The organism is Corallococcus llansteffanensis (assembly GCF_003612055.1).
In the GTDB taxonomy this organism is placed as follows: domain Bacteria; phylum Myxococcota; class Myxococcia; order Myxococcales; family Myxococcaceae; genus Corallococcus; species Corallococcus llansteffanensis.
This window is the reverse complement of sequence record NZ_RAWB01000008.1, coordinates 25096-49883: the sequence shown is the minus strand read 5'-3', so window position 1 is coordinate 49883 and position 24788 is coordinate 25096. Positions and strand designations below refer to the sequence as shown.

The 24788-nt window shown below is 66.3% G+C and carries 25 protein-coding genes; 11 read left to right on the top strand and 14 right to left on the bottom strand.

What is annotated here, in order from left to right:
* The 14 genes from D7V93_RS01670 to D7V93_RS01605 all read right to left on the bottom strand — a co-directional run.
* Nucleotides 1-439: hypothetical protein (locus D7V93_RS01670; protein WP_147451002.1), on the bottom strand; the 439-nt coding region annotated here is incomplete at its 3' end.
* Between the two features lie 358 nt (nt 440-797).
* Entirely contained in the window at nt 798-1346 is a 549-nt protein-coding gene (locus D7V93_RS01665) for a DUF3291 domain-containing protein (RefSeq protein WP_120641659.1), read from the bottom strand.
* Between the two features lies 1 nt (nt 1347).
* Entirely contained in the window at nt 1348-2592 is a 1245-nt protein-coding gene (locus tag D7V93_RS01660; protein WP_120641658.1) for a SidA/IucD/PvdA family monooxygenase, read from the bottom strand.
* Nucleotides 2589-4079, bottom strand: a complete 1491-nt coding sequence (locus D7V93_RS01655; RefSeq protein WP_120641657.1) for a class I tRNA ligase family protein — start codon at nt 4077-4079, stop codon at nt 2589-2591. Before D7V93_RS01655 ends, D7V93_RS01660 begins: the two co-directional genes overlap by 4 nt.
* 24 nt (nt 4080-4103) lie before the next feature.
* On the bottom strand, nt 4104-4487 hold the full coding sequence (locus tag D7V93_RS01650; protein ID WP_120641656.1) for a cupin domain-containing protein: 384 nt from the start codon (nt 4485-4487) through the stop codon (nt 4104-4106).
* Between the two features lie 27 nt (nt 4488-4514).
* Complete coding sequence (locus D7V93_RS01645; RefSeq protein ID WP_158623619.1) at nt 4515-5582, bottom strand: FAD-dependent oxidoreductase; 1068 nt, start codon at nt 5580-5582, stop codon at nt 4515-4517.
* Nucleotide 5583: 1 nt separating this feature from the next.
* Complete coding sequence (gene ectB / locus D7V93_RS01640; protein ID WP_120641654.1) at nt 5584-6897, bottom strand: diaminobutyrate--2-oxoglutarate transaminase; 1314 nt, start codon at nt 6895-6897, stop codon at nt 5584-5586.
* 20 nt (nt 6898-6917) lie between these two features.
* Nucleotides 6918-8615, bottom strand: coding sequence for a radical SAM protein (locus D7V93_RS01635; RefSeq protein ID WP_147451001.1), 1698 nt, complete (start codon nt 8613-8615; stop codon nt 6918-6920).
* A 112-nt stretch (nt 8616-8727) separates the two neighbouring features.
* The gene (locus D7V93_RS01630; protein ID WP_158623618.1) at nt 8728-8931 is read right to left on the bottom strand and encodes a phosphopantetheine-binding protein; all 204 of its coding nucleotides are present in this window, start codon (nt 8929-8931) and stop codon (nt 8728-8730) included.
* Between the two features lie 44 nt (nt 8932-8975).
* Entirely contained in the window at nt 8976-10589 is a 1614-nt protein-coding gene (locus D7V93_RS01625) for an amino acid adenylation domain-containing protein (protein ID WP_158623617.1), read from the bottom strand.
* 73 nt (nt 10590-10662) lie between these two features.
* Nucleotides 10663-11589 carry a beta-ketoacyl-[acyl-carrier-protein] synthase family protein gene (locus tag D7V93_RS01620; RefSeq protein WP_120641650.1) on the bottom strand — a complete coding sequence of 309 codons (927 nt, stop codon included), beginning with the start codon at nt 11587-11589 and terminating at the stop codon, nt 10663-10665.
* 16 nt (nt 11590-11605) lie between these two features.
* Nucleotides 11606-11971, bottom strand: a complete 366-nt coding sequence (locus D7V93_RS01615) for a cupin domain-containing protein (protein ID WP_120641649.1) — start codon at nt 11969-11971, stop codon at nt 11606-11608.
* A gap of 17 nt (nt 11972-11988) precedes the next feature.
* A complete protein-coding gene (locus D7V93_RS01610; RefSeq protein WP_158623616.1) occupies nt 11989-12795 on the bottom strand; it encodes a PhzF family phenazine biosynthesis protein in 807 nt (268 codons plus the stop codon).
* A 338-nt stretch (nt 12796-13133) separates the two neighbouring features.
* Nucleotides 13134-14819: a bifunctional metallophosphatase/5'-nucleotidase gene (locus D7V93_RS01605; RefSeq protein ID WP_120641647.1), complete on the bottom strand. Its 1686-nt coding sequence runs from the start codon at nt 14817-14819 to the stop codon at nt 13134-13136.
* A gap of 424 nt (nt 14820-15243) precedes the next feature.
* Between D7V93_RS01605 and D7V93_RS01600 the strand changes: the two genes are divergently transcribed.
* The 11 genes from D7V93_RS01600 (at nt 15244) to D7V93_RS01550 (ending at nt 24788) form a co-directional block, all read left to right on the top strand.
* Nucleotides 15244-15777, top strand: a complete 534-nt coding sequence (locus D7V93_RS01600; RefSeq protein ID WP_158623615.1) for an RNA polymerase sigma factor — start codon at nt 15244-15246, stop codon at nt 15775-15777.
* Nucleotides 15774-16370, top strand: coding sequence for an RNA polymerase sigma factor (locus D7V93_RS01595; protein ID WP_120641645.1), 597 nt, complete (start codon nt 15774-15776; stop codon nt 16368-16370). The genes D7V93_RS01600 and D7V93_RS01595 overlap by 4 nt, the downstream gene beginning before the upstream one ends.
* 174 nt (nt 16371-16544) lie before the next feature.
* Nucleotides 16545-17171, top strand: a complete 627-nt coding sequence (locus tag D7V93_RS01590; protein ID WP_120641644.1) for a glycoside hydrolase family 19 protein — start codon at nt 16545-16547, stop codon at nt 17169-17171.
* A gap of 39 nt (nt 17172-17210) precedes the next feature.
* Nucleotides 17211-17741, top strand: a complete 531-nt coding sequence (locus D7V93_RS01585; protein ID WP_147451000.1) for a hypothetical protein — start codon at nt 17211-17213, stop codon at nt 17739-17741.
* Nucleotides 17738-18034 carry an Rz1-like lysis system protein LysC gene (gene lysC, locus D7V93_RS01580; protein ID WP_120641642.1) on the top strand — a complete coding sequence of 99 codons (297 nt, stop codon included), beginning with the start codon at nt 17738-17740 and terminating at the stop codon, nt 18032-18034. The genes D7V93_RS01585 and lysC overlap by 4 nt, the downstream gene beginning before the upstream one ends.
* Before the next feature lie 24 nt (nt 18035-18058).
* Entirely contained in the window at nt 18059-20455 is a 2397-nt protein-coding gene (locus tag D7V93_RS01575; RefSeq protein ID WP_120641641.1) for a tetratricopeptide repeat protein, read from the top strand.
* A gap of 140 nt (nt 20456-20595) precedes the next feature.
* A complete protein-coding gene (locus D7V93_RS01570) occupies nt 20596-21084 on the top strand; it encodes a hypothetical protein (RefSeq protein ID WP_120641640.1) in 489 nt (162 codons plus the stop codon).
* 60 nt (nt 21085-21144) lie between these two features.
* The gene (locus tag D7V93_RS01565) at nt 21145-22488 is read left to right on the top strand and encodes a phage tail sheath protein (protein ID WP_120641639.1); all 1344 of its coding nucleotides are present in this window, start codon (nt 21145-21147) and stop codon (nt 22486-22488) included.
* Between the two features lie 90 nt (nt 22489-22578).
* A complete protein-coding gene (locus D7V93_RS01560) occupies nt 22579-22893 on the top strand; it encodes a hypothetical protein (RefSeq protein ID WP_244237052.1) in 315 nt (104 codons plus the stop codon).
* A 24-nt stretch (nt 22894-22917) separates the two neighbouring features.
* Nucleotides 22918-23733: a hypothetical protein gene (locus D7V93_RS01555; protein WP_120641637.1), complete on the top strand. Its 816-nt coding sequence runs from the start codon at nt 22918-22920 to the stop codon at nt 23731-23733.
* 806 nt (nt 23734-24539) lie between these two features.
* The gene (locus D7V93_RS01550) at nt 24540-24788 is read left to right on the top strand and encodes a hypothetical protein (RefSeq protein ID WP_147450999.1); all 249 of its coding nucleotides are present in this window, start codon (nt 24540-24542) and stop codon (nt 24786-24788) included.

Below are 24788 nucleotides of genomic sequence, written 5' to 3'. Positions count from 1 at the left end.
CCGTGTCGCGGTGGCGCGCCTCGAACCCCTCCCCCACCGGGCCCACGTGGTTGAACTCCGTGACCCCCAGCCGCGCCAGCGCCGGGATCAGGTGCCGCGGCACGGCGTCGCCAGGCGTGGGGCGCGCGCCATCCTCCAGGTACCAGGCTTCGTCCAGGCGAGCGCAGTCCCGGAGGGCTTCGCCAAGCGCCAGGCCCTCGCCCCGGGGACCGTGGACGCGCGCGCACAAGGGCGCCCAGCGGGCCTCCACCGCGTCCGCGGCGCCCCCCTGGCCCACGGCGTGGCGCACCAGCGCCAGGGCGTCCTCCTCGGCCCAGCACGACCCCTCCGGCCCCTGCACGAGGAGCACGAGCGTATCTTCCGAGGACGCCAGCCGCAGCGCCGCGAGATGGCTTGCGAGGAGGCTGGCCGGACCAGCGATGAGGACTCGACGTGACATGCGGGTTTTCGTCCTTGAGCGTGAGCCCGACGCGCCCGCGGGAAGCCAGCTCCGGGGGCGTCACCAGGATCCACGCTTTTCAAGATAGATAAGAGTGTTCAGGATCTACAAGGGGGGCGGCCCTGACCGCACGAACCCGAGGCGGGGCCCCGCGCCCCAGGGTTACCTGGATGCTGCGATATGGCATTGCCGCCCTGCACGCGATGAAGCCTGACGTCGGGCCCTGTCGGCTGCCATTCGCGGAAAACGGACGACGCATGTTTCGCCTGAAGGACCAACAACCATCAGGCAGGCCCCCCCGCGCTGACCCGAAGCAGGCGGGAGGGGAGGCAGCGGCCCCTTCGACGTCCGGCGGACTTCAGCCGGCTCGACGCGAGGCGTCCCGCAGACCCTTCAGATCCACCGCGTTGCCCTGCGCGTCGAAGCACTTCTTGAAGTCGAAGACCTGGGGCGTCGGGCCCTGGTCATGCAGCAGCTCCAGCCGCTCGCAGGCCTCCTGCCACGTGGGGACATGGTCGTCCTCCACCCACCACATGGCGTAGCTGGGCCACGCGGGCTCCAGGAACCACTCCTTGCGCTTGCGCAGCGCCTCCATGTGCAGGCCTGAATAGGCGAACGCGAGGACGGACTGCAGGTCCTTCCACACTGACAGGGTCGAGGCCCGCTGGTCGTTCTCGTTCTCCCGCCCCAGCGTGTAGAAACGGGGCACGCAGAACTTCCCCCAGTGTCCCCAGTCCCGGTGGAAGTTCGACAGCTCGGAGCTGGAGGACTCCCTCGCCCGGGCGATGAACCCGCTGGCGTTCTCCGCCTCCAGGAAGACAGCCGGCGTGCGGTCGTCGAACTCCTGCACCTCGGGGTTGCCGTAAGGCTTCTTCAAGATCGCGAAGGTCGTGAAGGCAACGCGCATGTCAGCTCCGTTGGGTGATGCTGTCGAGCAGGTCCTTGGCGCGCAGCGAGACGAGGCTGAACGAGCCAGCGTCCCCGAGCCCGTGAGAGGACTCGCAAAGACCATTCAGGTAGAGATCGGGCAGGGCGGCCCCCTCGCGAGGGGTGACGCGGTAGCTCCGCTCCACGTCCAGGTAGTTCTCCTGCCACGAGAAGTCGCCGGAGAGGTCCTTGAGCAGCCGCGGCAGGCCCTCCCGTCCGCTGCGGCCCACGTCCAGGAAGCCGGTGGCCAGGATGACCAGGTCGCAGGGGATCTCCTCCGCCTTGCCCGTGTACACGTCCCGGATGCGCAAGGCCTTGCGACCCTCCGGGTTGATCTCATCCACCGCATGGTTGCGACGAAGGGTCACCCGCTCGCGGCTCGTGATCCGGTCCTCGTACAGCGCCACGTACAAGGCATCCAACACATCCTTGTCCACCGACGAGTAGTTGGTGCGCCGGACCTGCTTGTCCAGCTCTGACCGCTTCCCGTGCGGCAGCGCATGGTAGTAGTCCACGAACTCCGGGAAGTAGACCTCGTCGCTGAACGCGCTGGTGTCCTTGAGGCAGTAGGAGAAGCTACGGTGGACCGAGTCGATGTGCTCGTGGCCCCGGCCCAGCAGGTCCAGGAGGATCTCCACCGCGCTCTGGGAGGCCCCCAGCACGCAGATGCGCGCATCCTTCCCGTACTGGCCAATCCTGTGCAGGTAGTCGACCAGGTGGATGACGTTGTCGCTGTCGACGCCCGGGATGTCGGGGATGTTGAGGTTGCGCCCCGTACCCATCACCAGCGTCCGCGCCAGGTACTGCGAGCCCTGCGCGCTGGTGACCTTCCACAGCCGCCGGCCCTCCAGGTCGACCACCTCCACCCCGGACACGGAGATGCCGTACTTCACGTTCTGGAAGTGTCTGGCCACCCACTGGATGTAGTCGTAGTAGTCCCGTCGCAGCGGGTGGGCCAGGGGCAGGTTGAGGAAGTGGAAGAGCCGGCCACTCTGGTGCAGGTAGTTGACGAAGGTGTACTGGCTCCGCGGATTGACCGGCGTCACCAGGTCCCGCAGGGGGTTGTTCTGGATGTCGCTGCCCCTCAGCAGCATCCCCTGCTGCCAGGACGCCTCCGCGTTCCGCTCCAGGAACAGGACCTTGCCCTGGAACCCGCGCTCCTCCATCGCGATGGCCAGGGCGATGTTCGACGGACCAAAGCCGACGCCGATGACGTCGTGGATCATTTCTTCACCAGCAGTTCGGGCAGGGCCTGGTCTTCGGATGTCGGCGCCAGGTCGTTCCAGGTCTCCGCCGTCAGCCGGTGCTGGCGCCGGATGGCCTGGGCGTAGAGCGGGCAGAACGGCTCGAGCGCCAGCGCCAGCAGGGCCGGCACGAAGGGCACGAGGCCCAGGTATCCCTTGTCCAGCGAGTCCTTCATCAGGGCGATGCCATTCAAGGCCCGCCGCGCCAGGGTGGAGGCGGCGTAGTCGCCCGCCGGCAGCTCGGTGGACAGCACGGCATTGAGCCTGGCCAGCATGCCCCCATCTCCCACGCCCTCGCGCGCGGTCTTCCGGGCCGTGTTGAAGGCCGCCACCAGGCCGTTCACCCGGCCGGTGAGCTCCGCGGCGCCCTCCTTGAAGGCTCCCAGCGAAAAGTTCGCCTCCTGGAACTCCGGGCCGTGGAGCGCCAGGTAGAGGCGGATCACGTCGGTGTTGTATTCCCTCGCCAGGTCTCGCGCCCACACCAGGTGACCCTTGCTGGTGGAGAACTTGGCCGAGTCCAGGTTGTAGAACTGGTTGGTGATGAAGGCCTTGGGGAGCGGCCAGTCCACCCCGCACCTGCGTCCCGCGAGCGCCAGGGCGACGTGCACGAAGACATAGAAATAGGAATTGTCGAACCCCATCGCCTGGACGTAGTCGTCATCGCCCTGGACCTTCCCGGCGGCCTTCGTCAGGAAGTAGAAGTGCCCCGGATACATCTCCGCCCAGACATTGAGCTGCTGGTCCGGCAGGCCCGCGAAGCCCGCGCTGATGCCCCGCCCCGTCTTGTACGACAGCACGAAGGGCGCCAGGGGGCTGGCCAGCATCGAGGCAATCAACGCCTTCAGGGCCGGGCGGTGCGTCTTCATGACCCGCAGCAGGTGCTCCTCCAACTCGGCACGGAACGGCTCGAGCCGGAAGATGAGCCGCGCTTCTCGCCGGACCTCCAGGTCCGGGGTGTTCACCTCGAGGAGATCCGTGCAGGCATTGGGGTGCCCGCAGGCCTCGCAGATGCCACCGCACGTGGAGTCCAGGCAGGTGGGGCAGCGCCCGGAGATGTACGCTTCGACCGGATAGGTGTGGCGCTTCGTGTCGTAGAAGACCTCCACGTCGGCGTTCTCCACGAACCCCGCCGCGAGGAGCTTCTCGAAGAAGGCCGTGACGAAGCCGGGGTAGGCCGCATCCTGCTCGCCGAAGTGGTCCACGCCGATGCTGTAGGTGAGCAGCGAATCCCGGACCTCCGCGCGGGACTTCGCGAGCAGCGACGGCACGTCCGTCTTGAGGCGCCGGGCGGTCGTGTCCACATAGGACTGGTTGTCGTCCGTGCTGACGGTGTAGCGGGCCGTCCTCCCGTGCTGACCGATGTAGCGCTTGTAGATATCCGCGGCCAGGTAGGGACCTGACATGTGCCCCACGTGGAGATCCCCGTTGGGCGTCGGCGGCGGTGCGATGATGAGCGTCATGCGTGACATGTCGACCTCCAGTACCTGACGGGGCTAGCCGGCTTTCTTCTGCAGAAGGTGGCCCAGGATCTGCTCACGGGCCTCCGGCGAGTCCCAGTAGATGCTGATGAAGACCAGGGGCTCCTCGTTGGAGAGGTTCTGGAACTGGTGATGATGGTCCTTGGGGATGAAGACGATGTCGCCGGCGGTCATCACCTCCCGCTCGGCTTCGATCTGCATCTCTCCCTTGCCCGACAGGACGATGAACGTCTCGAACTCGTCATGGGAATGGGGGGTGGTGCACTCCCCGGGCCGCACCGAGGCGATCGCCGACCCCCAGTAGAGCGGATCCTGGATGCCCTTCCAGGGATAGATCCTCCGCAGGTCCGTGCCGTACTCGAACTTCACCGTCGCGTCGCTCTTGCGCTGAATGTGCATGGTGCTTCTCCCCGTGATGGATGGGAATCAGTGGAAGGCCTTGCCCGCCGCCGTGCCCAGCCCCAGCTGGGCCAGCGCGTCGTGGGCGAAGGCCTGGTTGCATTTCGCGAGGCTGCCATTGCAGCCCGTCATCGTGATGTGGTTGTGCTCCCGGCGGATGAGCGGCTTGCCGTCCGGGGTCACGGTGAACGCGCAGGGCTTGATGTCCACCACCCGGTGCCCACCGCCCGTGAAGTCCTCGATGCACCCCAGGGCCTCCCGCAGGTACGGGTAGTCCTGGTACCCCCCCTGGAACCACCGGCGCAGATCCTCCGGGTCCCGCAGGCGCCAGTAGCGGGCCTCGGTGAAGCCGAACTTCGACAGGGCCTCCCGGCCCTCGCTCCGGTACTGGACGAACCCGTAGCGGTCCTTGAAGACGGACGCGCCCGGCCGCGAGTCGATGAAACAGTACGCGCCCTGCTCCGCCCCCCGGGGCGCGGCGCAGTAGATGAGCACCTTGCCCACCAGCGTCGCGCCAGAGGTCCCCGGAGCCTCCTCCGAGAACGCGCCGCGGGTGCTGATGACGACGTCCGCGGTGACGCTGTCCCCGTCGTGCGGGACCAGGCGGTAGCCCTCCCCTTCCCGGACGACGCGGTCGACAGCCGCGGCGTGGAGCCGCGCGCCACGGCTCACGGCCAGCGCGTTCAGGGCCCGGATGTATTCCTTCGGGTGGACGATGCCTCCGTGCACGTCCTCCGCGTCGAAGAGGTCGTGCGCGCGGCCCGGCCCTGTCGCTACGGCCCGGAGGCTGGAGCCTGGCGGCGCGGCGCTGCTTCCCCGGCGGTAGTAGACAGGCAGCGGGCGAAACACCGTCACGCCCGTCGCCTCCTCCACCTGGCGCAGCAGCTGGAGGTTGCGCGTCGTCAGCTCCTCCCAGTAGGCGTCGTCGTGGTGGGTCCTGACGAGGCGTGAGTCGTCCTCGTGGCTGGAGTAGTAGCGGGCCTGGGCGCCATAGGGCGCCCCGAACCCCACGACCCGTCGGGACTCCTGGCTGAGGGCGTGAAGGACCGCCGCCCCCAGCAGGCCATTGCCCACGACGGCGAAGTCGAAATGCATGTCACGCCGTCTCCATCGCGGCCAGCAGCGTCCGCAGGCCGCCCTCGAGCTCATCCATCCCCGCGGTGAGCGGCGGTAGGAGCTTGAGGGTCGCGGAGTCCGGTCCACATGACTCCACGATGAGGCCGTTCTCGAAACAGTGGCGCTGCACCCGCTGGGCCGCCTCCGCGCTCCGGAACTTGATGCCGCAGACGAGGCCCAGCTGGTTGATGCGCTCGACGGCGTCGGGGTACCGCGCCCGGAGCTGCTCGAGCGACCGCGCGAGCAGCAGCGACTTCTCTCCCAGGGCCCTGGCGAAGTCCGGGCGGTCCCAGTATTGGAGCAGCGCCTCCGTGGCGGTGACAAAGGAGTAGGCGAAGCCCCGGAACGTTCCGTTGTGCTCCCCCGGCGCCCAGACGTCGATCGTGGGGTTGAGCAGCAGGATGGACATCGGGAAGCCGTAGCCGCTGATCGACTTGGACATGCAGACGATGTCGGGCACGACCTCGAAGTGCTCGAAGCTGAAGAACCGGCCGGTGCGTCCACACCCCGCCTGGATGTCGTCGACGATGAACAGCGCGTTCAGCTCCCGGGAGAGCCGGTACAGGGCCTGGACCCATGGCTTGCTGGCCACGTTGACGCCCCCCTCGCCCTGCACCAGCTCCAGGATGAAGGCGGCGGGCACCCCGTAGCCACTGCCAGGGCGGGTCAGCATCGCCCGGATGAACTCGATCTCGTTCTCCTGGCCGGTGAACCCGTCGAAGGGCAGGAAGTTCACCCAGGCCGGTGAGAGATATTCCTCATTGCGACGACGGAACGAGGAGGAGACCGACATGGCTCCCGCGCTCATGCCGTGGTAGGAATTGGAGAAGGACACCACCGACTTCCGTCCGGTGTATTTCTTTGCCAGCTTGAGCGCCGCCTCGATGGCGTTCGCCCCCGTGGGCCCACAGAACTGGACCCGGTAGTCCAGCTCCCGGGGCTTGAGGATCACCCGGTGGAACTCGCGCAGGAACCGCTCCTTCGCGCGGGTGTGGAAGTCCAACGCGTTGACCACCCCGTCCTGCGCGATGTAGTCCACGAGCGCGCGCTTCAGCTCGGGCGGGTTGTGGCCGTAGTTCAGGGAGCTGGCGCCACACAGGAAGTCCAGGTAGCGCTTGCCGTCGACGTCGTACACGTACGAGCCCTGCGCCCGGTCGATGAGCATCGGGAACGTGCGGCAATACGACCGGACCCCCGACTCATGCCGCTCGAAGGTGTCGCTCTGGCTGGGGGCGACGTCCTCGGCCTCCAGGCCGGTCTCCAGCTCGTTCGGGATCTGCTTGTAAACTCTCATGGGGACGTCCTCGCTGCCACTCAGAGGGTCGCTACACTCGCGTGCTGGCCCAGGACCTTCCCGATCCGGCCCAGCTCGAACAACGTCTTGAGGCTGCCCGAGGAGATCTCCTGGACCTCGGGCACCATGCGCTTCCTGCGAACCTCTGCGCCAAAGGCGAGGAGGAAGTCGAGCACCTGTCTCCGGGGCATTCCCAGACGCTGCAGGTAGAAGATGCTCCAGATGCCGAACCCCTCCTGCGGCAGGAACGCGGACGCATGGACCTCGCGGACGATGTGGTCGATCCACCCGGCGGCCTGGTTGGAATCCATCGTGTGGTGCGACCAGTTGAAGCCGAACCCCTTGAGCCGCAGCTCGTCCTTCTTCTGCATCACGGGGGTATTCGTCTCCGCGTACCAGAGCTGGGCCTTGTAGGTGTCCGGCTGGTACGTCTGGAGGAAGTCCAGGGTCTCCTGCACCGTCTCCGGCGTCTCGCCAGGGAACCCGATGATCATGTTCGCGTGGCTGTAGATGCCGTGTTCCCTGAGCAGCGGGATGGCTTCGGCGTAGTGCCTGCGCCGGGAGGTCTTGTTCATCTTCTCCAGCATGGTGTCACTGCCCGACTCCATGCCGAGGAACACGCCCTCGCATCCGGACTCCGCCATCAGCGCGATGGTCTCGCGGTCGCCCTGGTCGCTCCGGTAGAAGGAGTTCCATTTGAAGTTGTATTGGTTGCGGATCATCATCCGGAGCATTTCCCGGAACCGCGGCTTGGGGACATTGAAGGTGTCATCCAGGAAGGTCACGGTGTCCACACCCAGTGCCTTCAGGCGATCCAGCTGGTGCTCGACGAGCCCGACTTCCAGGTATTTGTACTTCCCGGCACGCACGGGGAACGAGCAGAACGCACAGGCGTAGGGGCACGACTTGGCGGTGGTCAGGGAGACGAACCGCCCCACCGCTCCAGGACCGAAGAGCTCGAACCGGACCGGGTTCTCCTCCAGCGGGTTGTCTTCCACCTTCGTGCCATTGAAGACGAAAAACCGCTCGGCGCTGGAGCCCCCTGGCGCGCCCGCCTCGCTCCCCTCGGCAGGCTGTCCCCAGCGCTCCCGGAGTTCCTTGCGGTAGATGATGTTGTCGATCCCGTCCAGGGACTGCCCGCGCTTCAGCGCGTTGATGACATTCACGAGCGCCATCTGGCCCTCGGAGGAGTTCACGACGAGGTCCACCCCCATCCCGTTGAACTCGAGGTCCAGCTTCGGGGGGGAGCTGTCGGTGATCCGGTTCTTGATGTACGGCCCGCCCGCGATGATCAGGACCTTCTTGTTGTACGTCCTGACGAACTCCACGATGTCCTTGATGGGGAAGTCCGTCACGTAGATGGTCGTCGTGATGGCCACCAGCAGGTACTCGTTCTTGAGCAGCTTCTGACGCAGCTGTTCCTTCTCGAAGTGGAACTGGTTGATGTAGTCGAACGTACAGCCGTGCTTGTCGAGGAAGCTCCCCAGCACCGCGATCGTCGGCCACAGGAAGTCCAGGTTGCTGAGCGGATGGCTGAGCTGGTCGCCGTTGATGAGGTTGAGCATGTCCATCGCCCGGTAGGGTTTCCCCTGGTGGGTGACGAACGTCAGATCCTGGTCCTGGTAGGCCCCCGAGTTCTTCCCGAACGAGAACTTCAACGTTCGGATGTATTTCTCGAAGTCGGGGTCATGCGGGCCAATAATCAAGCAGTCAATCAAGGTTCCCTCTCATCCGTTCTGTCGCCAGGCGATGTGACCGCCCGGCGATCCGGCTCACGCAGCAAGAGACAGCGCAACACCGTCCATCACGGCCCCCTCTTCCCCACCTGCGTCAGGCGCAGGCCCCCTCCACCATCGTCAGCAGATCCTCCAGGGTCTTCGGAGGGGTCAGCCCCACGATGCGGTCGAAGTCCAGGCCCGCGCGCTTCTCCAGGTTCGTCAGGATCGTGATGATGTCCATGGAGTCGATACCCAGCGAGGCCAGCTCGGCGCCATCGTCGGGAGGAGCCGCCATGCCGGCCCGCACCCGCTTCATCACTTCATCAATGACTGTGTTCCGGAGCTCCGGTCGCATCATACTCACCTGACTTGGATTGGATTGTCAAAGCCGCCCTGGGCGTCGAGCACCAGGTGGGTCTTCGAAGGATCCTTCGCGATCACGCCCACCACGCTGCTCACGATGTCTCGCTCGCTGACCTTGGCCGTGGACGTCCTGGGCAGTCCATTCGCGAGGCAGATGTAGCGCGGCATCATGTAGCCAGGCACGCGCTCTTTCAACCAGGCCTCGAGCTCGGCATGGGTCGGCGTGGCAGGCGGGTCGCTGTAGACGAAAGAGAAGAGCTCCGCGACCCCGTCCTGCACCACCGTGTTCACGACCGCGTAGCGGACCTGGGGATGGGCCAGCAGGGCGTCGCGGATCTCATTGAGGTTGATACGCCGGCCCCGGAGCTTGACCTCGGTGTCATTGCGGCCATCGAAGTGCAGGTTGCCCTCCTCGTCCCAGTGGCACCGGTCCCCGGTGACGTAGAAGCGCTCGCCTTCGAACTCGATGAGGGCCTTCTGGGTCTCCTCGGGCAGATCCCAGTACCCCTTCATCAACTGGGGCCCCGCCATCGCCAGCACGCCTGTCGTCTGGGGGGCGTGGATGACCTGGCGATCCTCGTCCAGGAGGACTGCCTTCATCCCGGTGAAGGGCTTGCCGATGGGATAGGGCCGGGTCCGCTGAGGGTCCGGCTGGCGGACCACATAGGTGGTGCAGAGGGAGTTGCACTCCGTGGGGCCGTAGCCATACAGGACCTTCAGGTCCGGCTTCAGGGTGAGCCACCGGTTGATGAGCTTCGGGTCGCAGAGCTCGCCGCCCGTCACCAGGACCTGGAGCCGGGAGTGCCGCAGCCCCTCCATGCACGCCTCGTCCTTGGAGATCAGATCCAGGACCGAGGACACCGCGATGAGGTGGGTGATCTCCTTCTTCTCGATGAGGCTGGCCATCACCCGGCTCAGGAAGAGGTCGCCGTGAAGGAGCACCGTGGCCCCGAAATACAGCGGGAGGAAGGTGTCCTGGATGGCGACGTCGAAATGGAACGGGCCGTTGTTCATCCCCCGGCTGTCCTGCCCGAAACCGAGGTACTCGTTGTGGTTGTGGAAGTAGACCAGGGTGCTGCGATGCTGCAACACCGCCCCCTTCGGGTGCCCGGTGGAGCCGGAGGTGTGGATGATCATGCAGTCATCGTCGCCCTCCAGGCCCACCGGCGGGTCCACCGGCGCGCCCGCATGCCGGGGGAGCGCGCTGATCGCCTCGTAGGACAGCGTCGGAAGGTCCCCCAGCACCTGCGCGAACCGGTCCAGCGCGGCCTGGCTGGAGATGACCAGCTTCGGCTTGACGGACTGGAGGATGTATTCAGTTCGCTTCGCGGGGTTCTGCACGTCGATGGGGACGTAGACCGCGCCCGCGCGCCAGATGGCGATCGCCGCGGCGACGATCTCCAGCGACTTCTGGGCCAGCACCACCACCCGGTCTCCGCGCCGCACGTCCCAGCGCTGCTGGAACTGCTGGGCCAGGGCCCCTGACAGCGCGTCCAGCTCCGCGAATGTCAGGCTGCGCTGGAGGGCGTCCACCGCGATCCGGTCGGGATGCGCGCGCAGGCCGGTCTCCAGGATGTCCGCGAGGGTCTTCTGCGTCTCGATCCGTGTCATGCGCACTCTCCGCCTCGCGGCGTCCACAACGCTCGAACGAGGGCCTCCCCCAAGTTGGAGGCCCGGCGGGATGTCATTGGGCCTGCAGCAGCACGTTGGCCACGTGCCCGTGGGCGGAGGACTGGAGCATGAAGTATTCGCCCCGGCCGGGAGGCTGCTTCCCCGCATGGTCCGTCAGGTTGATGATCGAATCCGCCGAGGAGCAGTGCCCGATCCGGGCCACGTTGTCGGTGTACAGCTGCTTCTTCCGGTAACCCGCGACGGCCGCGTACATCCGCTGGATGGGGAGGAACAGGTTGCTCGCGAAGAGGCGGCTGATCTGCTCCACCTTCACGCTGGAGCTGGCGGTCAGCCGGGCCATGGACCTGGCGTGCAGCTGGCTCTGTCTCGAGAAGGAATTGCCGGCCGTGTTCGCCATGAGTTCGGGATCCGAGATGAGCTGGGCGTCCAGGAACCTGTAGGCGCCTGGATGCGTCGAGGAGATGAGGAAGCTGCAAGCCGAGTCACTCAGGAGGCAGAACTCGTAGAATCGCGCCGCATCGGCGCCGAAGACATCCACCCCCACCATCAGGATGTTCCGGCAGGCCCCGCTGCGCAGCGCCTGCAACGCGCAGATCAAGCCCGACAGCAGCGAGGCGCACCCCGCGCCCTGCACGGCCCTGGGCACGGCGTTCACCAGCCCCAGCCCGGAGAGCAGGCTCCCAAGCCCTACGTTCTGGGCGACAAAATCGTTCGGGAAGGCCGAGCCGCAAAGATAGAGGGCGTCCACTTCCGCGGGGGCGCACCTGCTCTGCTCGAGCGTCCGCTTCGCCGCCGTCGCCGCCAGCTCCAGATAGGTCCGTGAGGAAGCGTGATAGCCGCCCCAACCCCAGAGTTCGGGGTTGTTCTCCATGTTGGACTTCTCCAGCAGGGCCGGGAACTCCCGCAGATCACTGTAGTGTCCTTGCTGCTCGCCGAGCGTGTAGTTGGTCGCAAGGAGGTAGAGTTCTTGTTCGAACATGCCGGGCTTGGTGCTCTCAACGAACGGGGGTGGCTTGCTCTCCGCCCGGCGGCCCGTAGAAGACCACCCAGGTAGAGAAGTCCTCGGAGAAGTCCACGAACCGGTGCCGCGCTCCGGCGCGGACAAACAACATGTCACCCACCTGGACGGAGGTGCGCTCTCCCTCGTGGAGGAAGTGCCCGGTGCCCGTGGCGATGATGTACACCTCGTCCTTCGCGTGGGGTTGCTGGAAGTCCATGCCACTTGGCTTGTAGATTTCCACTTCCAGCGTGCCATGCGTGAAGAGCGGGATGAAGGGCTGGGAATGCTTTGAGAGCACATCCAACGAAGCGTGGATCGTGAGCTTCACCAGCTCATTCTTCTGTAGGTCACGTGCATCCATGGGTCCTCCTCCAGTGTTCAGCTCCGGGTCCCGAGTTCCCGTAGCAGCGTCCCCCGCGCGACCTGAATCACCTTGCCTGACACCCGGACGCGGTCTCCCTGCATCGCGCCATGGAGCATGACACTGGCTCCGGAGCACTGCCGGAAGCGGAGCGAGTCCCCTTTGGACCTTCGCCAGAACTCCATCAAGGCAGGGAGGGTCGAGCCGGAGGCGCGGTCCTCCAGGATGCCCACCCTGGGCGCGAAGAACCGGAAGGCGACCCCATCAGGCCCGTCTGGCGCGGTGAGGATGCAGCCAATCTTGTCCAGTGCCGCCAGATTGAGCGGATCCGGGCGATAGCGTGCCAGCGCATCCACGTCGCTCACCACCCCGAGGTAGTCCCGCCCCGCATCGAACAGCGCCTCGACTTCGATCCCCACGTCGATCGAGGTCCTGGGCAGCTCCCGGAGTGGCGTCCTCGCAAGGAGAAGCTCCGGCCCTTGCGCGCGCGCGCGCAAGGCCAAGCGCCCCTTGAGGTTCACGACCTCCACCTCGTCCACGTCGTCAAAGGAGGGGGCCAGGACGGATGCCAGGGCCAGGGCGCCGTGACCACAGAGGGGAACCTCCTGCTTGTGCGAGAACCAGCGGACCTCCAACCCCGCTTCGCCCAAGAGGAAGAACGTGGACTCCCCCACCTGGGTGAATCGGGCGAGCTCCAGGAGGGCCGCGTCCTCAGGCCAGTCCGCGACCCGAAGAACCAGGGTCGCGTTGCCGTCCAGGAGGGTCTCGCCAAACACCGAGCACCAGACGAACTCGCCGCAACCAATCAATGGCCACTCCGGCACGGGAGCTCTCCAGGAACCGGCCCGGGGGGTAGCAGCTTGACTGACGACTGGAAGAGGGACTTCCGCTGGCGAATCAAGGAGTTCATTGTCATTTCGACGAATTCTCGAATGGCGGGGCTAGGCTAACATTTCAGGTGCTCTGTTGAACAGTCAATCCCTCGCCGAAGCGCCCTTGGGGTTCCGGCTGTCATGCCGCAGCCGGACTTCGTCTCGCTCAAGCGCAAGGGAGAAGGTCACGCAGGACCCACACCGGCGGCACGCCGCCGGTGGCATCCACATCGTGTCAACAGGCCCTTGAGTGACCAAGGGGTAGTAGCGCTGGTGCGACATGGCGCCCTTCAGGGGGCGTGCTTGTCCCGCTCGCCTGGACTGACAACACGTCCCTCGTTGGCTGGACAGACAGGTGGGATCCTGACCTGGTCCTCCCGCTGGCCGGCCTTCCGCCGCTCGATACGGCCATCCACTTTCGGAGCAATCCCTCCCGGGGCCGCGAAGGACTGGCGCAGCAGCTCCCGCGCCGCTGGCAGCTTCCTCCCGCCAGGTAACGTCAGGGCCGGAGTGCCCTTCAACATCCCGTAACCATCAATCCCATGGGCGGCGAGCGACTCGTTCGTGGCGAGCGTGTAGGTGGCCTCCGGGCGCAGCGGCTTGCCTCCGACGGTGACGTCCACCACGCGATGGCCCGCGGGCTGGCACACATCGAACGCGAAGCGCAGGCCTGACACCTGTGGGAACCGTCCCGGCTCTTCGTCTTCGGCACTGAGGCTGACCCCGTTCTCCAAGGCCTGAAGCAGCACGGCTCCGCGCACCTGGACGACGGCCACCTGCTCCTGGAAGGGCGCGATGGACAGCAGGTCCCGCTCCGTCAGGGGTCCAGGGAAGAAGACCTCGTCCGCGCGAATGAAGCCCCCGTTCACCAGCGCGACATCTGCTGCCGTCACCTCGCGGTAGGCATCCGCCAGGAAGGAGCCGAGGTTCGTTTCCCGGGTTCGATTGGCGGCGGTGCCTGCTTGCAGGCTCTCCTTCGTCTCCCCAACGCGCTGGTCCAACCGGGTGAGCAACTCCCCATGGCGCTCGCGCAGCTTCCGGGTAAAAGCTTCGTCCCCCTTCACCGCATCCGTCACCGGCAGCACCGCCCAGTCGATGCTCCCCAGCTTGCCGCTCCGGGCGCCCACCTGCAGGGTGATACGCCCCAACTCCCGCGCGTCCGCCGTCATCTTCAAGATGGGCGTGCCCTGTGAAGCAGCCATGAGCAGCGAATGCTCATGCCCACCCAGGATGAGATCAATGGGCGCGCACCGGGCGAGCGCCTTGTCCTCCTGCATGGTCAGGTGGGTCAGAGCGACAATGACCTGCGCCCCCTCAGCGCGCATCTTCGGAACAAGCCGCTTCGCTGTCGCGCACACCTCCTGGAACTCGAGTCCCGATCCGGCCTTGGGGAATCCTGCCGTGCCGGGCAACACCAATCCCAGCACGCCAACCTTGACTCCGCCCATGTCACGGATGGCGAAGGGCCGCAGGGCATCATCGAAGAGCTTCCCCGTCTTGCGGTCCACCACATTGGCACCCAGCCATGTAAAGCGTGACTCCCGCATGCGCTGACGCAGCACCTCGGGGCCGAAGTCAAACTCGTGGTTGCCCAGCACTGCATAGTCCAGGCCCAGCTCATTCCACGCATCCACCATGTGTCGGCCCTGAGTGGTGACTGACTCAGCGGAGGGGGACAGGGTGTCCCCGCCGAGCAGGATGAGCACGTGCGGCGACTCGGCCTTCACCTGCTTGCACAACGTGGCCACGCGCGCCAGCCCGCCGCGGCGGCCCTGGTCCACCGGCGCCAGATGGTACACGTCGTTGACGTGCAGCAGCGTGATGGAGACAAGGGGCTCCGTGGCGGCGGACGTGGCATCACCGGTTGTCGTAGCCCCGAGGCCTGGGTTGCCCCAGGAGATTCCAGACAGGAACAGGGGGAACCAGATGGTCGCAGCAAGCGTCCATCGCAGCCGCAAACGGAGCAAATTCATCATGGGGCCTTTTCGGAGGGAGAAGGTTCCCACCTGAAGGCGATTGATGGCCCCCTGTGTTACACGCCCCCTCCCTTGGGCGCCGGGTCGGCGGGCTTGCCTACCTGCACCCTTCCCAGACGGGAGGTCCAGGGAGCGTCAAGCGCGCTGCGGCTTCGCCAAGCGGCGAGGTCCAAAACCACCAAAGCCGCGGTTACGAAACCGACAGTGCGTCGCCTTCTAAAGGGCTTTGGCCAAGTCCCCATCTAAGAGTCCTCCGCACGACACCTGCCCGGGTTCAGGCGCCCCACTTCAAACAAGCGCTGTTGCTGGTCCGCCGCCATCAACACGACGCAGCGCGCCATCAAGCCACGAGCCCGGCCGTCTTCCTCAAAAGCCAATCGAACAAAGCGCTTGGCGCGCCCATTCAGCAGGCGCCTGGGACACCGTGCTCCACATCCTGGCCCGAGGATATGGCGCCGGCCTTCGTCATTACTGTGAGCGCCTGCTGGGGGACAGGGACAAGGCCGGCGACGTCTACCAGACGCTCCTGCTGCAAGCGTTTGTCGACCTGCCTCATTTCTCCGGCCACTCCTCCTTTCGCGTCTGGCTCTACTCCATCGCTCGCCACCGCTGCCTGGACACGCTGAAGGCAGTCAGGCTCCGGCAGCGATACATGGTGCAGGAGGAGGTGATGCCTGAGGCGCAGGACTCTCAGGAGACCCCCGAGGAGGTCCTGCTGCGTGAGGCTGCCCATGCCAGCCTCCGGGCGGAGCTGCGGCGACTGCCGGCCCAGTCACGCGAAGCCCTCATGATGCGCTACTTCGAGCAACTCTCCTACGAGGAGATGGCCCTGCGCTGCTCGAACCACCCCGCCACGCTCCGCGTCCGGGTGTCGCGTGCGCTGATGCGACTCCGCGATTCGCTGCAATCCCACACGTTTCCAGCCACCCTTGGTGATTCACCCGTCCATCTACCATGAGCACTCCCTGCCCTTCCGCTTCGCACGCAGGACATCCTTCCAATTCCCGGGCCATTCCGTTCATCCCCGACGCCTTCTGGCAGCGCTGGCGGCTCCACCGGCCCATCTTGCTCCAGCAGTGTATGAGAATGCTGGGGGGCCAGCACTCCGACGCGGAAGACGTGGTGAGCATCACGCTGCTCAACGCCCTGCGGCAGCTCTCGCGCGAATGCCCGCCCGTCGTCAATGAACGGGCCTGGCTGATCCGCATCCTCTACAACACCTGCATGGACATGCATCGGTACCGCAGGCGCTTCGCCGGCCCCGTGGACTTCGAAGAGCAGAACTCCACGGAGGAGGGGCCTCATACGGTCGTCCAGGACATGTCGCTCTCTCCGGAGGAGGTGCTTCTTGCGCGCGAGCGGACACGGGCGCTGGACAGCCATGTCCAAAGGCTACCTCCCGGGCTGCGAACTCCGTTCGTCATGCGCTTCCACCAGGACATGTCCTATCCAGAGATTGCCGCGACACTGAAGCTGACAGACTGCAATGTGCGCAAACGCATCCAGCTTGCCTACCGCCATCTCCGGGAGGCTTGCGCCGAGACGGCATGAGGCCGCCTGGCTGAATCCCGTGGATGCTCGTCCTGACAGGCCTTGCCGCGCACCTGCTCAGTAGACGGACAGGCACCGGAGGCGTGAACAAGGCTTTCACATCCTTCCTTCCATTGCGTCCTCCTGGTGGGAAACCCAGGAGCTGGACATGCTCAAACTCAAAGGGCGCGCGCCATGATTACCAGACAGTTGCTCTGCACCCTCCAGCCGAAGCTCGATCCCAACGACGCCGAGACTGTCGCACGGCACCTGCAAGCCGCGGCAACCCGGTTCGAGATCAATTCCCGGAGCCGGGTGGCGCACTTCCTCGCGCAGCTCGCGCATGAATCGGGCTTCCGGCCGGTAGAGGAGAACCTGAACTACAGCGCGGAAGGGCTCCGCAGGACGTGGCCGACCATCTTCACCGAGCAGCTTGCCCTTGAGTCAATGCGAAACCCCGAACGGATCGCCAACACCGCCTACCAGAGCACCCGGCTCGGGCCACGCCTGGGGAACACCGAGCCTGGAGACGGCTTCAGGTTCCGGGGGCGCGGCTTCATCCAGATCACGGGCCGGAGCAACTACAAGAAGTATGGCGAGCTGATTGGCCACAACATCGTCGACAATCCCGATCTCGCCCTCCTGGTCGATGTGAGCTCGCTCGTCGCCGCCGCCTTCTGGCACGAGAACGGCTTGAACCGGCTCGCGGACAGGGCGGGCTTCGAAGCGGTCGAGGCCATCACCAAGAAGATAAATGGCGGGAAGCACGGACTCGAGGAGCGCTGGCGGCACTTCCAGCTCGCGGCAAAGGCTCTGACCTGAGCTCGGCTTGGCAAACCCCACTCCCATCGGAAGGCCGCAGTGAAGACACTCTATGGACTTGCTTTGTTGGCAGCCGTGCAGGGCGGAGCACTGGTGGGGTATCGGTTGGGCGCCTGGTCCATGGATGGAGCACGAGCCGAACTCGCGGAGCTCAAGAGAGCAGCAAGTCAGGCCGAACTTGTTCAACAGGCCATGCGCGAGAAGCTCGAACAGGAACTGAGCACCCTCAAGGCCAGGCACACGCTCCAGGTGACTCAGCTGGGGCAAGCGTTCCAGTCCGAGAAGCTCGCATTGCGGAGCTCACTGGCCACCACACCCGAACGACTCGCCGCGGTGGAAACCAGACGTCAGCAGATCACTGATGAACTCACCGGCACGCTCAAAGCCAGGGAGGCGGCTGCCGGAGCACTCCAGGTCGAGCTCCTGAAGAAGGAACAAGAGATGCGGAACCTCCATGCCGAGCTCGAGAAGGAGCGAGCCGGGCTCACCTGCCTGAGCATCGCGGCTCCAAACGATGAGATCCGTATCCTCAATTCCATCCACTTTCCAGAAGGCAGAGCCCGACCATGAATCCGCTGAAGGCGCTCCTGGCGGTGGCCACGCTGAGCGGCTGTGCGTATCGCGCACCCATCGTCGTTCAGGCCCCTCAATGTGCGCCCGACATGGCCATGCAGCCCTGTGCATCTCCCGTGTCCATCAGGGAAGGCAGCACCTTCTCGGAGCTGCTGTCCCAGTATCTCATTGATCGGCAGAGCCTCCAGAGCTGCGCGCTGGATCAAGAGTACCTCCGGAAGGTCATCGCTGCCTGCAACACCGTCGTCAAAGAGCACAACCAGAAAGCCATGCTCCAGGCAGAGCGCTGAGCCCTGCCCACCGAGACACAAACCATGACAAAGCTGCTGCTGACCCTCTCCTGGGCCGTGGCCCTGCTGACTCCCGCCGCGGCCCTGGCTGAGCCGAGGGAGCTGCGGGGGCAGGTACTGAAGGTGGGGAGCAATGACGAGACACAGCCAGCGGCCGGCGCGCAGGTGGTACTGCAAGGGTTCGGCAACCCCGTGCGCACGGGTTCTGATGGCGTCTTCAAGCTCTTTCTCCCCGAGGCGCTGCTGCCGGGCGACTCCCTCTTCCTCCAGGTGACGCTCAAGGGCTACCGCCTCTGGACGCCGCTGGAGGGCCGCACCCTGGTGCCACAGAACCTGCTCAATCAGGTTCTGGAGGTGAAGCTGCTGCCAGCCGGCTCGCGGCGCTTCCTGTCCGAAGAAGGCATCGAAAGCCTCCTGCGCGAGGCCGCAGAGCGCTCGAAGGAGCAGGTCGACCAGCGAGAGCGGCCGCAGCAGGTGGACATGGGGCGCTACATCTCCGAATGGGCCCGGCGCAACGGCCTGGGCGCCCACCAGGTGAAGGCGGAGGTGGACCGGTGGGTGGCGGACGTGGAGCGCACGCGCGGGGATGAACGCAAGCTGGCGCTGGCGGCGTTCTCGCGGGGCGACTACGCGGCGGCAGCGGACCAGGCCGAGGCCGCGGCCGAACGCAAGCTGCGCCAGCTCCAGGAGCTCGAGCAGGAGCAGCGGCGGCTCATGGAGGAGGCCTCCAAGGATTTGACGCTGCGAGGTGATGCGTACTTCAACGGCTACTCCTTCGACAAGGCGCTGGAATCCTATGAGCGCGCGCTCAAGTACGTGTCCGCGGAGGACAATCCCGAGCAGTGGGCGCGGATCCAGGTGAACCGGGCGCGGGCGCATCAGGAACTGGGGCGGCGGGCGGAAGGCACGGCGGCGCGCGAGCACTTGAAGGAAGCGGAAACCACCTGCCGCCGGATGCTGGAGGTCCTCACCCCGAAGCGGTGGCCGGAGGCCTGGGCAAAGGCCCAGAGTCAGCTCGGGGCCGTGCTGCGGGATCTCGGCGAGCGGGGGGAGAGCCAGAGTGGAATACCCCTGCTGGAAGAGGCGGCGGAGGCACACCAGCGGGCGCTGGAGGTCGTCACCCGCGAGCACCAGCCCTGGCAGTGGGCGGAGATCCAGGCCAACCGGGGCACTGCGTTGCTGGCGCGGGGCACACGGCTGCAGGGGGTCGCGGCCACACGGCTGCTGGCAGAGGCCGTGGGCGCGTACCGACGGACGTTACAGGTGTACACGCCCAACGAGCAGCCGCGTGCCTGGGCCCGGGTGCAGAGCAGCCTGGCGGTGGCCCTGGAGGAGCAGGCCCGGCAGACCGAGGGGGCCGCGGGAGACACGTTGCTGGAGGAGGCGGTGGCGGCGCACCGGCGAGCACTGGAGGCCATCACCCGGAAGCGGTTTCCCCAGGAGTGGGCCGAAGCCCAGTGCAGCCTGGGCGCCGCGCTGGTGCGGCAGTGGGAGCGCGCGGATGGCTCACGGGGGCAGCGGCTGCTCACGGAGGCAGTCGCTGCCTACCGGGGCGCCCTGGCGGTCTTCACTCGCGAGGATCAGCCCCAGCAGTGGGCCCTGGCGCAGTCCAGCCTGGGCAATGCGCTGACCCTGCAAGGAAGGCATGACGGCGGCGCGGACGGACAGCTGCTGCTGGAGGATGCGGAGCAAGCGCACCGGCGAGCCCTGGGAGTGACTTCGCGTGAGGAACTGCCGCAGCTGTGGGCCCTGGCACAGCGCAACCTGGGGGACGTGCTCCATGCACGGGGGCGGCAAGTGGGAGGAAAGGAGGAGGTTCCACTGCTGGAGCAGGCGGTGGAGGCCTACCGGCGGGCCCTGGAGGTGTACACCCGCGAGGCCCTGCCGCAGGAGTGGGCCCACGTGCAGTGGAGCCTGGGGGGCGTGCGGATGACGCAGGGCGAGCTCGAAGGGGAAGCGCCACAACGGCAGAAGGCGCAGGAGGCGGTAACGGCGTACCGGCAGGCCCTGGAGGTGTACACCCGCGAGGCGCTGCCGCAGGAATGGGCCAGCACGAACAACAGCCTCGGCACGGCGCTGTGGACGTTGGGCAGCCAGGTCGCAGGAGCACAGGGGCGCCCGCACCTGGAAGAGGCGGTGGCGGCGTACCGGCGGGCCCTGGAGGTGTACACCCGCGAGCGCCAGTCCCAGAGGTGGGCTTTGGTGCAGTGCAACCTGGGTGAGGCGCTGCGCGAGCTGGGGGGCCGAACCGCCGAAGAGGCCGGAGAAGCCCTCTTGAAAGAGGCGGAGGAGGCCTGGATGCGGGCGCTGGAGGTGTACACGCCCGAGGAGCACGCGGAAGACCACGCCTGGGCACTGCAGGAGTTGAACCGAACCCGGCTGGCTTCACGGCACCACGGGCAGCCCTCCCCGTCCCACTGAGCTCCCAGCTGGAGCGCTTCCCTGGCAACAGGTTGAAGCGAAGTATTCACAACATGCAGACCCGTGCGTCTTTCCAATACCAGGGCAAGACACACTCCCTGAAGCAAAGCCACACTCGCCACCCTCCACCTGGAGAGACAATGCCAGACGTCACCATCGTCCCCGTCAATTCCGCTCTCACGATTGAAAGAGCGCTCTACAAGCTCCATGGCGCGCTGACGAGCAACGACTACAGGAGCATGGTCGCGAAGCTCCCCGACCTCATCAAGAACACCATCCTCCCCGCGCTGGGCAACATCCTCACGCGGGTGCAGGAGGTGGTGAGCCAGTTCGTCAACGCGGAGACCCTGAAGCAGCTCACGAGCATCCTCAATGCGGGCATGGACGTCGTGGGTGCCACCATGGACATGCTGGAAGGGGCGGCGCTGCGGGTCGCCGAGACGGCCAGGCGCTTCCTGGCCATCGCGGCGGATTTCATCGCCGTGGGCAAGGAGCACATCCTGGCCATCATCGACCTGCTCGGGAAGATTGGCGCGGCGCTGGCGAACAAGGAGCCGAAGGAGACAGCCCTGGGCCCGGACACCCTCAGCACCGTGAAGGCCCTGGGTCTTCTAGCGCTGGCGGCCTGAACCCAAACCTGACACTCGCATTCCCCTTCATCCCAACGCAGCAGCCCCTGGGAGGGTTTCATGGCAGGCGGTCTCATCATCCCCGGCGTTCAGGTGACAGTCGTCAAGGAGGTCCTCCCGCAGCAACTCTCGCCCTCAGGGGTGTTGGGGCTGGTCGGCTTCGTCGCGGATCCAAAGATAGACAAAGTGGTGCGCGCAAGCAGTTGGTCCCGGTTCACCCAGGTCCTGGGGCTCGCGTCCACCTACAGTCTGCCTGAGGCGCGCCAGGCACTCGACAATGGCATCTCCGAGCTCGTCATCTCTCCCCTGCCCTGGGACTCGGGGGCGGTGGCCCGCGCCACCATCACCGCCGCGGCCGGCGGGCCCACCGCCTTCACCCTTGTTGCGCGCACGCCTGGCACGTGGGCCAACGAAGTGCTCAAGGTGAAGGTCGAGGAGCGGCAGACCCTGGAGGGCGCTGCTTTCGATCTCACCTTCACCCTGCCAGGCGGTGACAAGGTCATCCTCCGGAATCTCCGGCCCGATACGCTGGTGAACGCACTGGCGAATGCGCCGGTGATGGTGGAAGCCGACACGATTGAGATGCCGAAGGCTGGGGACTACGTCTTCTCCGGAGGCAAGGACGCCAACCTGGACGACTACGCCAAGGCACTGGACCGGCTCCAGAACGAGCCGGATGTGGACATGGTGCTGGCCTCCATCCAGGACTTCTCCGACCTGAGGACGGTGGGCCGCATCTACGGCAAGGTGCTGTCGCACTGCATCGCCATGAGCGCCGAGTGCAAGGGACGCATCGGCTTCGGTCAAGTGCCGCCCACCGGCACGCTCGAGGCATCCAGGACGCTTGCCAGCAACCTGGTCAGCGACCGGTTCGTGCTGGTGGCCCCCCATGGCGTGGTTGGCAGCGTCGTCGGCAAGGTGGGCGGTCTCCGCTACTACGACTCGCCCACCTTCAAGCCGGTATCCGGCATGGCAGACCTGCCCCCGCTGGTGGTCGAGGATCAGCGCGCGCTGCTCGCGAGCAATATCGTTCCCGTGGTGCAGGAGCGCGGCAGGGGCGTCATCATCCTGCGCGGGCTCACCACGGACGGGGACCAGCTCAACGTCCGCCGGATCGCCGACCGGGCCGTGCGGCAGATGAAGATGATTGGCGACCTCTTCATTGGCCTGCTCAACAACACCGACGGCCGCAGCGCCCTCAAGCAGAAGCTGGCCGAGGCGCTGGTGCAGATGGAGAAAGAGGGGGCGATCGTCCCCTCTACCGACGGCAAGGATGCCGCCTTCAAGGTGGAAGTCTATTCGTCGCAAGCCGACTTCGCCCTGGGGATCGTCCGGGTCAGCCTGGCAGTCAGACCCGTCCGAGCCATCGACTACATCTACGCCACCATCACCGTCCAGGTGTGATGAGGAATCATCCCAATGCCTACCGTATTTTCCGCGAACCGCAGCAGCCTCCTCGTTGATGGCAAGGCAGTCGAGGGACTCCAGTCGCTCGTGTTCCGCGTGGTCACCGAGCGCGAGGACGTTCGGGCAATCGGCTCCAACGAACGCGTCGATGTGATTTTCGGTCTGCGCACCGTGCGCGGCGAGCTGGTGGTCCGCTCGGCCAGCCTCGCGTTGGACGCCCTGCTGGACAACCGCGGCAAGTTCCAGATCGTGGCCAACCTCAAGCGCACCGAGGGAACCGACGACGTCCGGACGCTCTCCTTTGATGACTGCTTCGTGGAGGGCAAAGGCTTCCAGCTGGACGCGCACGGCAGTGCAGCGACCACCTACGCCTTCAGCGCGACCCGGATCCGGGAGGGCTAGCGAATGGTCCAGGAACCCTCAAGCATGCGGCGCGAAGTGGTGGTGGATGGGCACCGCTTTCATATCCACCTGGAAGGAGAAGAAGGCCCGCTCGGCGTGGAGTCCTCCACCGGGGCGTACGTCCACCTCGCCCGGTGGAGACTCGAGGACCACCTGTGGGCGCTCGACCGCTTCGTGCGCTTCGCGGGTCGTGGGATGGAGTTCGACCACGATGGGTTCTCGCGCGCGCTCTTGCGCCGCTCGGGAGTGCCGGAGGAGCTGTTCGAGGAGCTGGCGCCCATTGCCCTGTGGTGGGCTGTCGGTGCCGGCTCGGTCGAGGCTCCCGGGAGTAGCCCGGAGGGCTGGGTGCGCACGGGAGCCGTCCAAGCCTGGCTGCGCTCGTGGACGTTCGCCGAGCGCTCGAAGGCGCTGGAGGCGAGCCTCACCCTCTATTCCGATGGTGTGCGTCACTTCAGCCTGGAGCGCTACCTGAGCACCATGCTCACCACCTGCGTGGTGGCCCTGGAGCCGTCGGACCGTCCGTGGAGGGAGCTCGACGGAGCAAGCGCCACCGCGCTGCTCGATGCGGTGGTGACGTTGAATACGTCGGGGGATTGCGAAGAGGACCGGCTGCTCGAGGAAGGCAACCCAGGCATCCGCGCGCTGGCTCGCACCCTGCTGCGTCTGTGTCGGGCGCTGGGATGGACGCCCTCCAGGGTGTGGGCCACGCCAGCCTCCGAGATACACCGGCTGCTCGCGCTGCTGGATGCGGTGGAAGCAGACGCGCCACCCGCGGCGCCGCACCCAGAGGGCCTCGCCGCCCATCCTGACGCGGTGGTCATCCAAGTGGAGGAGCGCTGATGCGTCGCTCCATGACCACTGGAGAGCTCGTGGAGATCCTCTCACGGCCCGCGCAACGGGCCATGCGTGAGGTGGGCGACTCGCTCGGGCGCATGATTCCAGGGTGGGAGGCCCGTAGAGACGAGGAGCCACTCGCGCAAGCCCACAGGCGCCTCGAGGCGGCCCCCATGCAGACGCGTACTCCGGCTCGGACCGCTCCCGGCCCCTTCGGCCTGTCCCCGCGCGCCCAGGCGCATGCGAGCGCCGCGGCGGAAGGTACGCACGTGCTCCATGGCCCCACTGGCGTGGCGCTTCGTCAGGAGGGAGAAGGCCGCCGGGTGATCGACGGTCTGGCGTCGGCCTCCGAGCGCGTTTCGCGGGAGGGCCCCGCTCGCGAGGTGGAAAGCCGTCCCTCCGGGCCGCCGACACTCCGAATCAAGAGGTCGTCCTCTCTTCCTCCTTCCGTCAGCGAGGAGGAGGAACGAGCCGCTGCGGCATCATTGCGAGCCACGCGGCCCGTCATCGCGCTCCGCCCACGAGAAGTCACGGACACAACCGTCTCACGTGAGGACATCACCAGCGGACGCGTGGGTGCGGAGCTCCTCCCGGAAACCGGGACCGGCCATACGGCGCCGCTCCTTCCCGTGGAGGACCCGGCTTCCGCTCCGCGCCCTGTATGGGCCAGGCCCCCCCTGCGCGAGGCGCGGCGCCTCTTCCCCTCCAGCGCGGGCTCCGCCGGACCCACGTCCGCGCCCTCCTCTTCTCCTTCTCCGTCCATCGCGGTCGTGCATCGCTCCGGTCCTGTCACCGCGTTGGCGAGTCAGGTCGTGAGCGGCATGGCGCCGGCCTGGAACGAAGCACATCGCCTCTCCCATGAAGCACTGACCGTAGCGCCGCAGTCCCTGCCCCAGGAGCGCGCCTCGCAGCCCACCAGCGCGGCGGTGAGGAACACCTTCAACGTCAGCGTGCACCTGGAGCCGAGCGGAGTGGGGACCCCGGTGGATTTCACGACCCTCGAGGATGCCCTGGTGGACCTCCTCCGCGACGCCGCACGACGGCATGGCCTGGAGGTCTGA

Bases quoted from the DNA above. Each gene is read 5' to 3' on its own strand.
- D7V93_RS01650 (WP_120641656.1), bottom strand. From the start codon at position 4,487: ATGCACATTCAGCGCAAGAGCGACGCGACGGTGAAGTTCGAGTACGGC.
- D7V93_RS01620 (WP_120641650.1), bottom strand. From the start codon at position 11,589: ATGTTCGAACAAGAACTCTACCTCCTTGCGACCAACTACACGCTCGGC.
- D7V93_RS01595 (WP_120641645.1), top strand. From the start codon at position 15,774: ATGAGCACTCCCTGCCCTTCCGCTTCGCACGCAGGACATCCTTCCAAT.
- D7V93_RS01625 (WP_158623617.1), bottom strand. From the start codon at position 10,589: ATGACACGGATCGAGACGCAGAAGACCCTCGCGGACATCCTGGAGACC.
- D7V93_RS01565 (WP_120641639.1), top strand. From the start codon at position 21,145: ATGGCAGGCGGTCTCATCATCCCCGGCGTTCAGGTGACAGTCGTCAAG.
- D7V93_RS01590 (WP_120641644.1), top strand. From the start codon at position 16,545: ATGATTACCAGACAGTTGCTCTGCACCCTCCAGCCGAAGCTCGATCCC.
- lysC (WP_120641642.1), top strand. From the start codon at position 17,738: ATGAATCCGCTGAAGGCGCTCCTGGCGGTGGCCACGCTGAGCGGCTGT.
- D7V93_RS01575 (WP_120641641.1), top strand. From the start codon at position 18,059: ATGACAAAGCTGCTGCTGACCCTCTCCTGGGCCGTGGCCCTGCTGACT.
- D7V93_RS01605 (WP_120641647.1), bottom strand. From the start codon at position 14,819: ATGATGAATTTGCTCCGTTTGCGGCTGCGATGGACGCTTGCTGCGACC.
- D7V93_RS01655 (WP_120641657.1), bottom strand. From the start codon at position 4,079: ATGTCACGCATGACGCTCATCATCGCACCGCCGCCGACGCCCAACGGG.
- D7V93_RS01660 (WP_120641658.1), bottom strand. From the start codon at position 2,592: ATGATCCACGACGTCATCGGCGTCGGCTTTGGTCCGTCGAACATCGCC.
- D7V93_RS01555 (WP_120641637.1), top strand. From the start codon at position 22,918: ATGCGGCGCGAAGTGGTGGTGGATGGGCACCGCTTTCATATCCACCTG.
- D7V93_RS01630 (WP_158623618.1), bottom strand. From the start codon at position 8,931: ATGAAGCGGGTGCGGGCCGGCATGGCGGCTCCTCCCGACGATGGCGCC.
- D7V93_RS01645 (WP_158623619.1), bottom strand. From the start codon at position 5,582: ATGCATTTCGACTTCGCCGTCGTGGGCAATGGCCTGCTGGGGGCGGCG.
- ectB (WP_120641654.1), bottom strand. From the start codon at position 6,897: ATGAGAGTTTACAAGCAGATCCCGAACGAGCTGGAGACCGGCCTGGAG.
- D7V93_RS01615 (WP_120641649.1), bottom strand. From the start codon at position 11,971: ATGGATGCACGTGACCTACAGAAGAATGAGCTGGTGAAGCTCACGATC.
- D7V93_RS01665 (WP_120641659.1), bottom strand. From the start codon at position 1,346: ATGCGCGTTGCCTTCACGACCTTCGCGATCTTGAAGAAGCCTTACGGC.
- D7V93_RS01570 (WP_120641640.1), top strand. From the start codon at position 20,596: ATGCCAGACGTCACCATCGTCCCCGTCAATTCCGCTCTCACGATTGAA.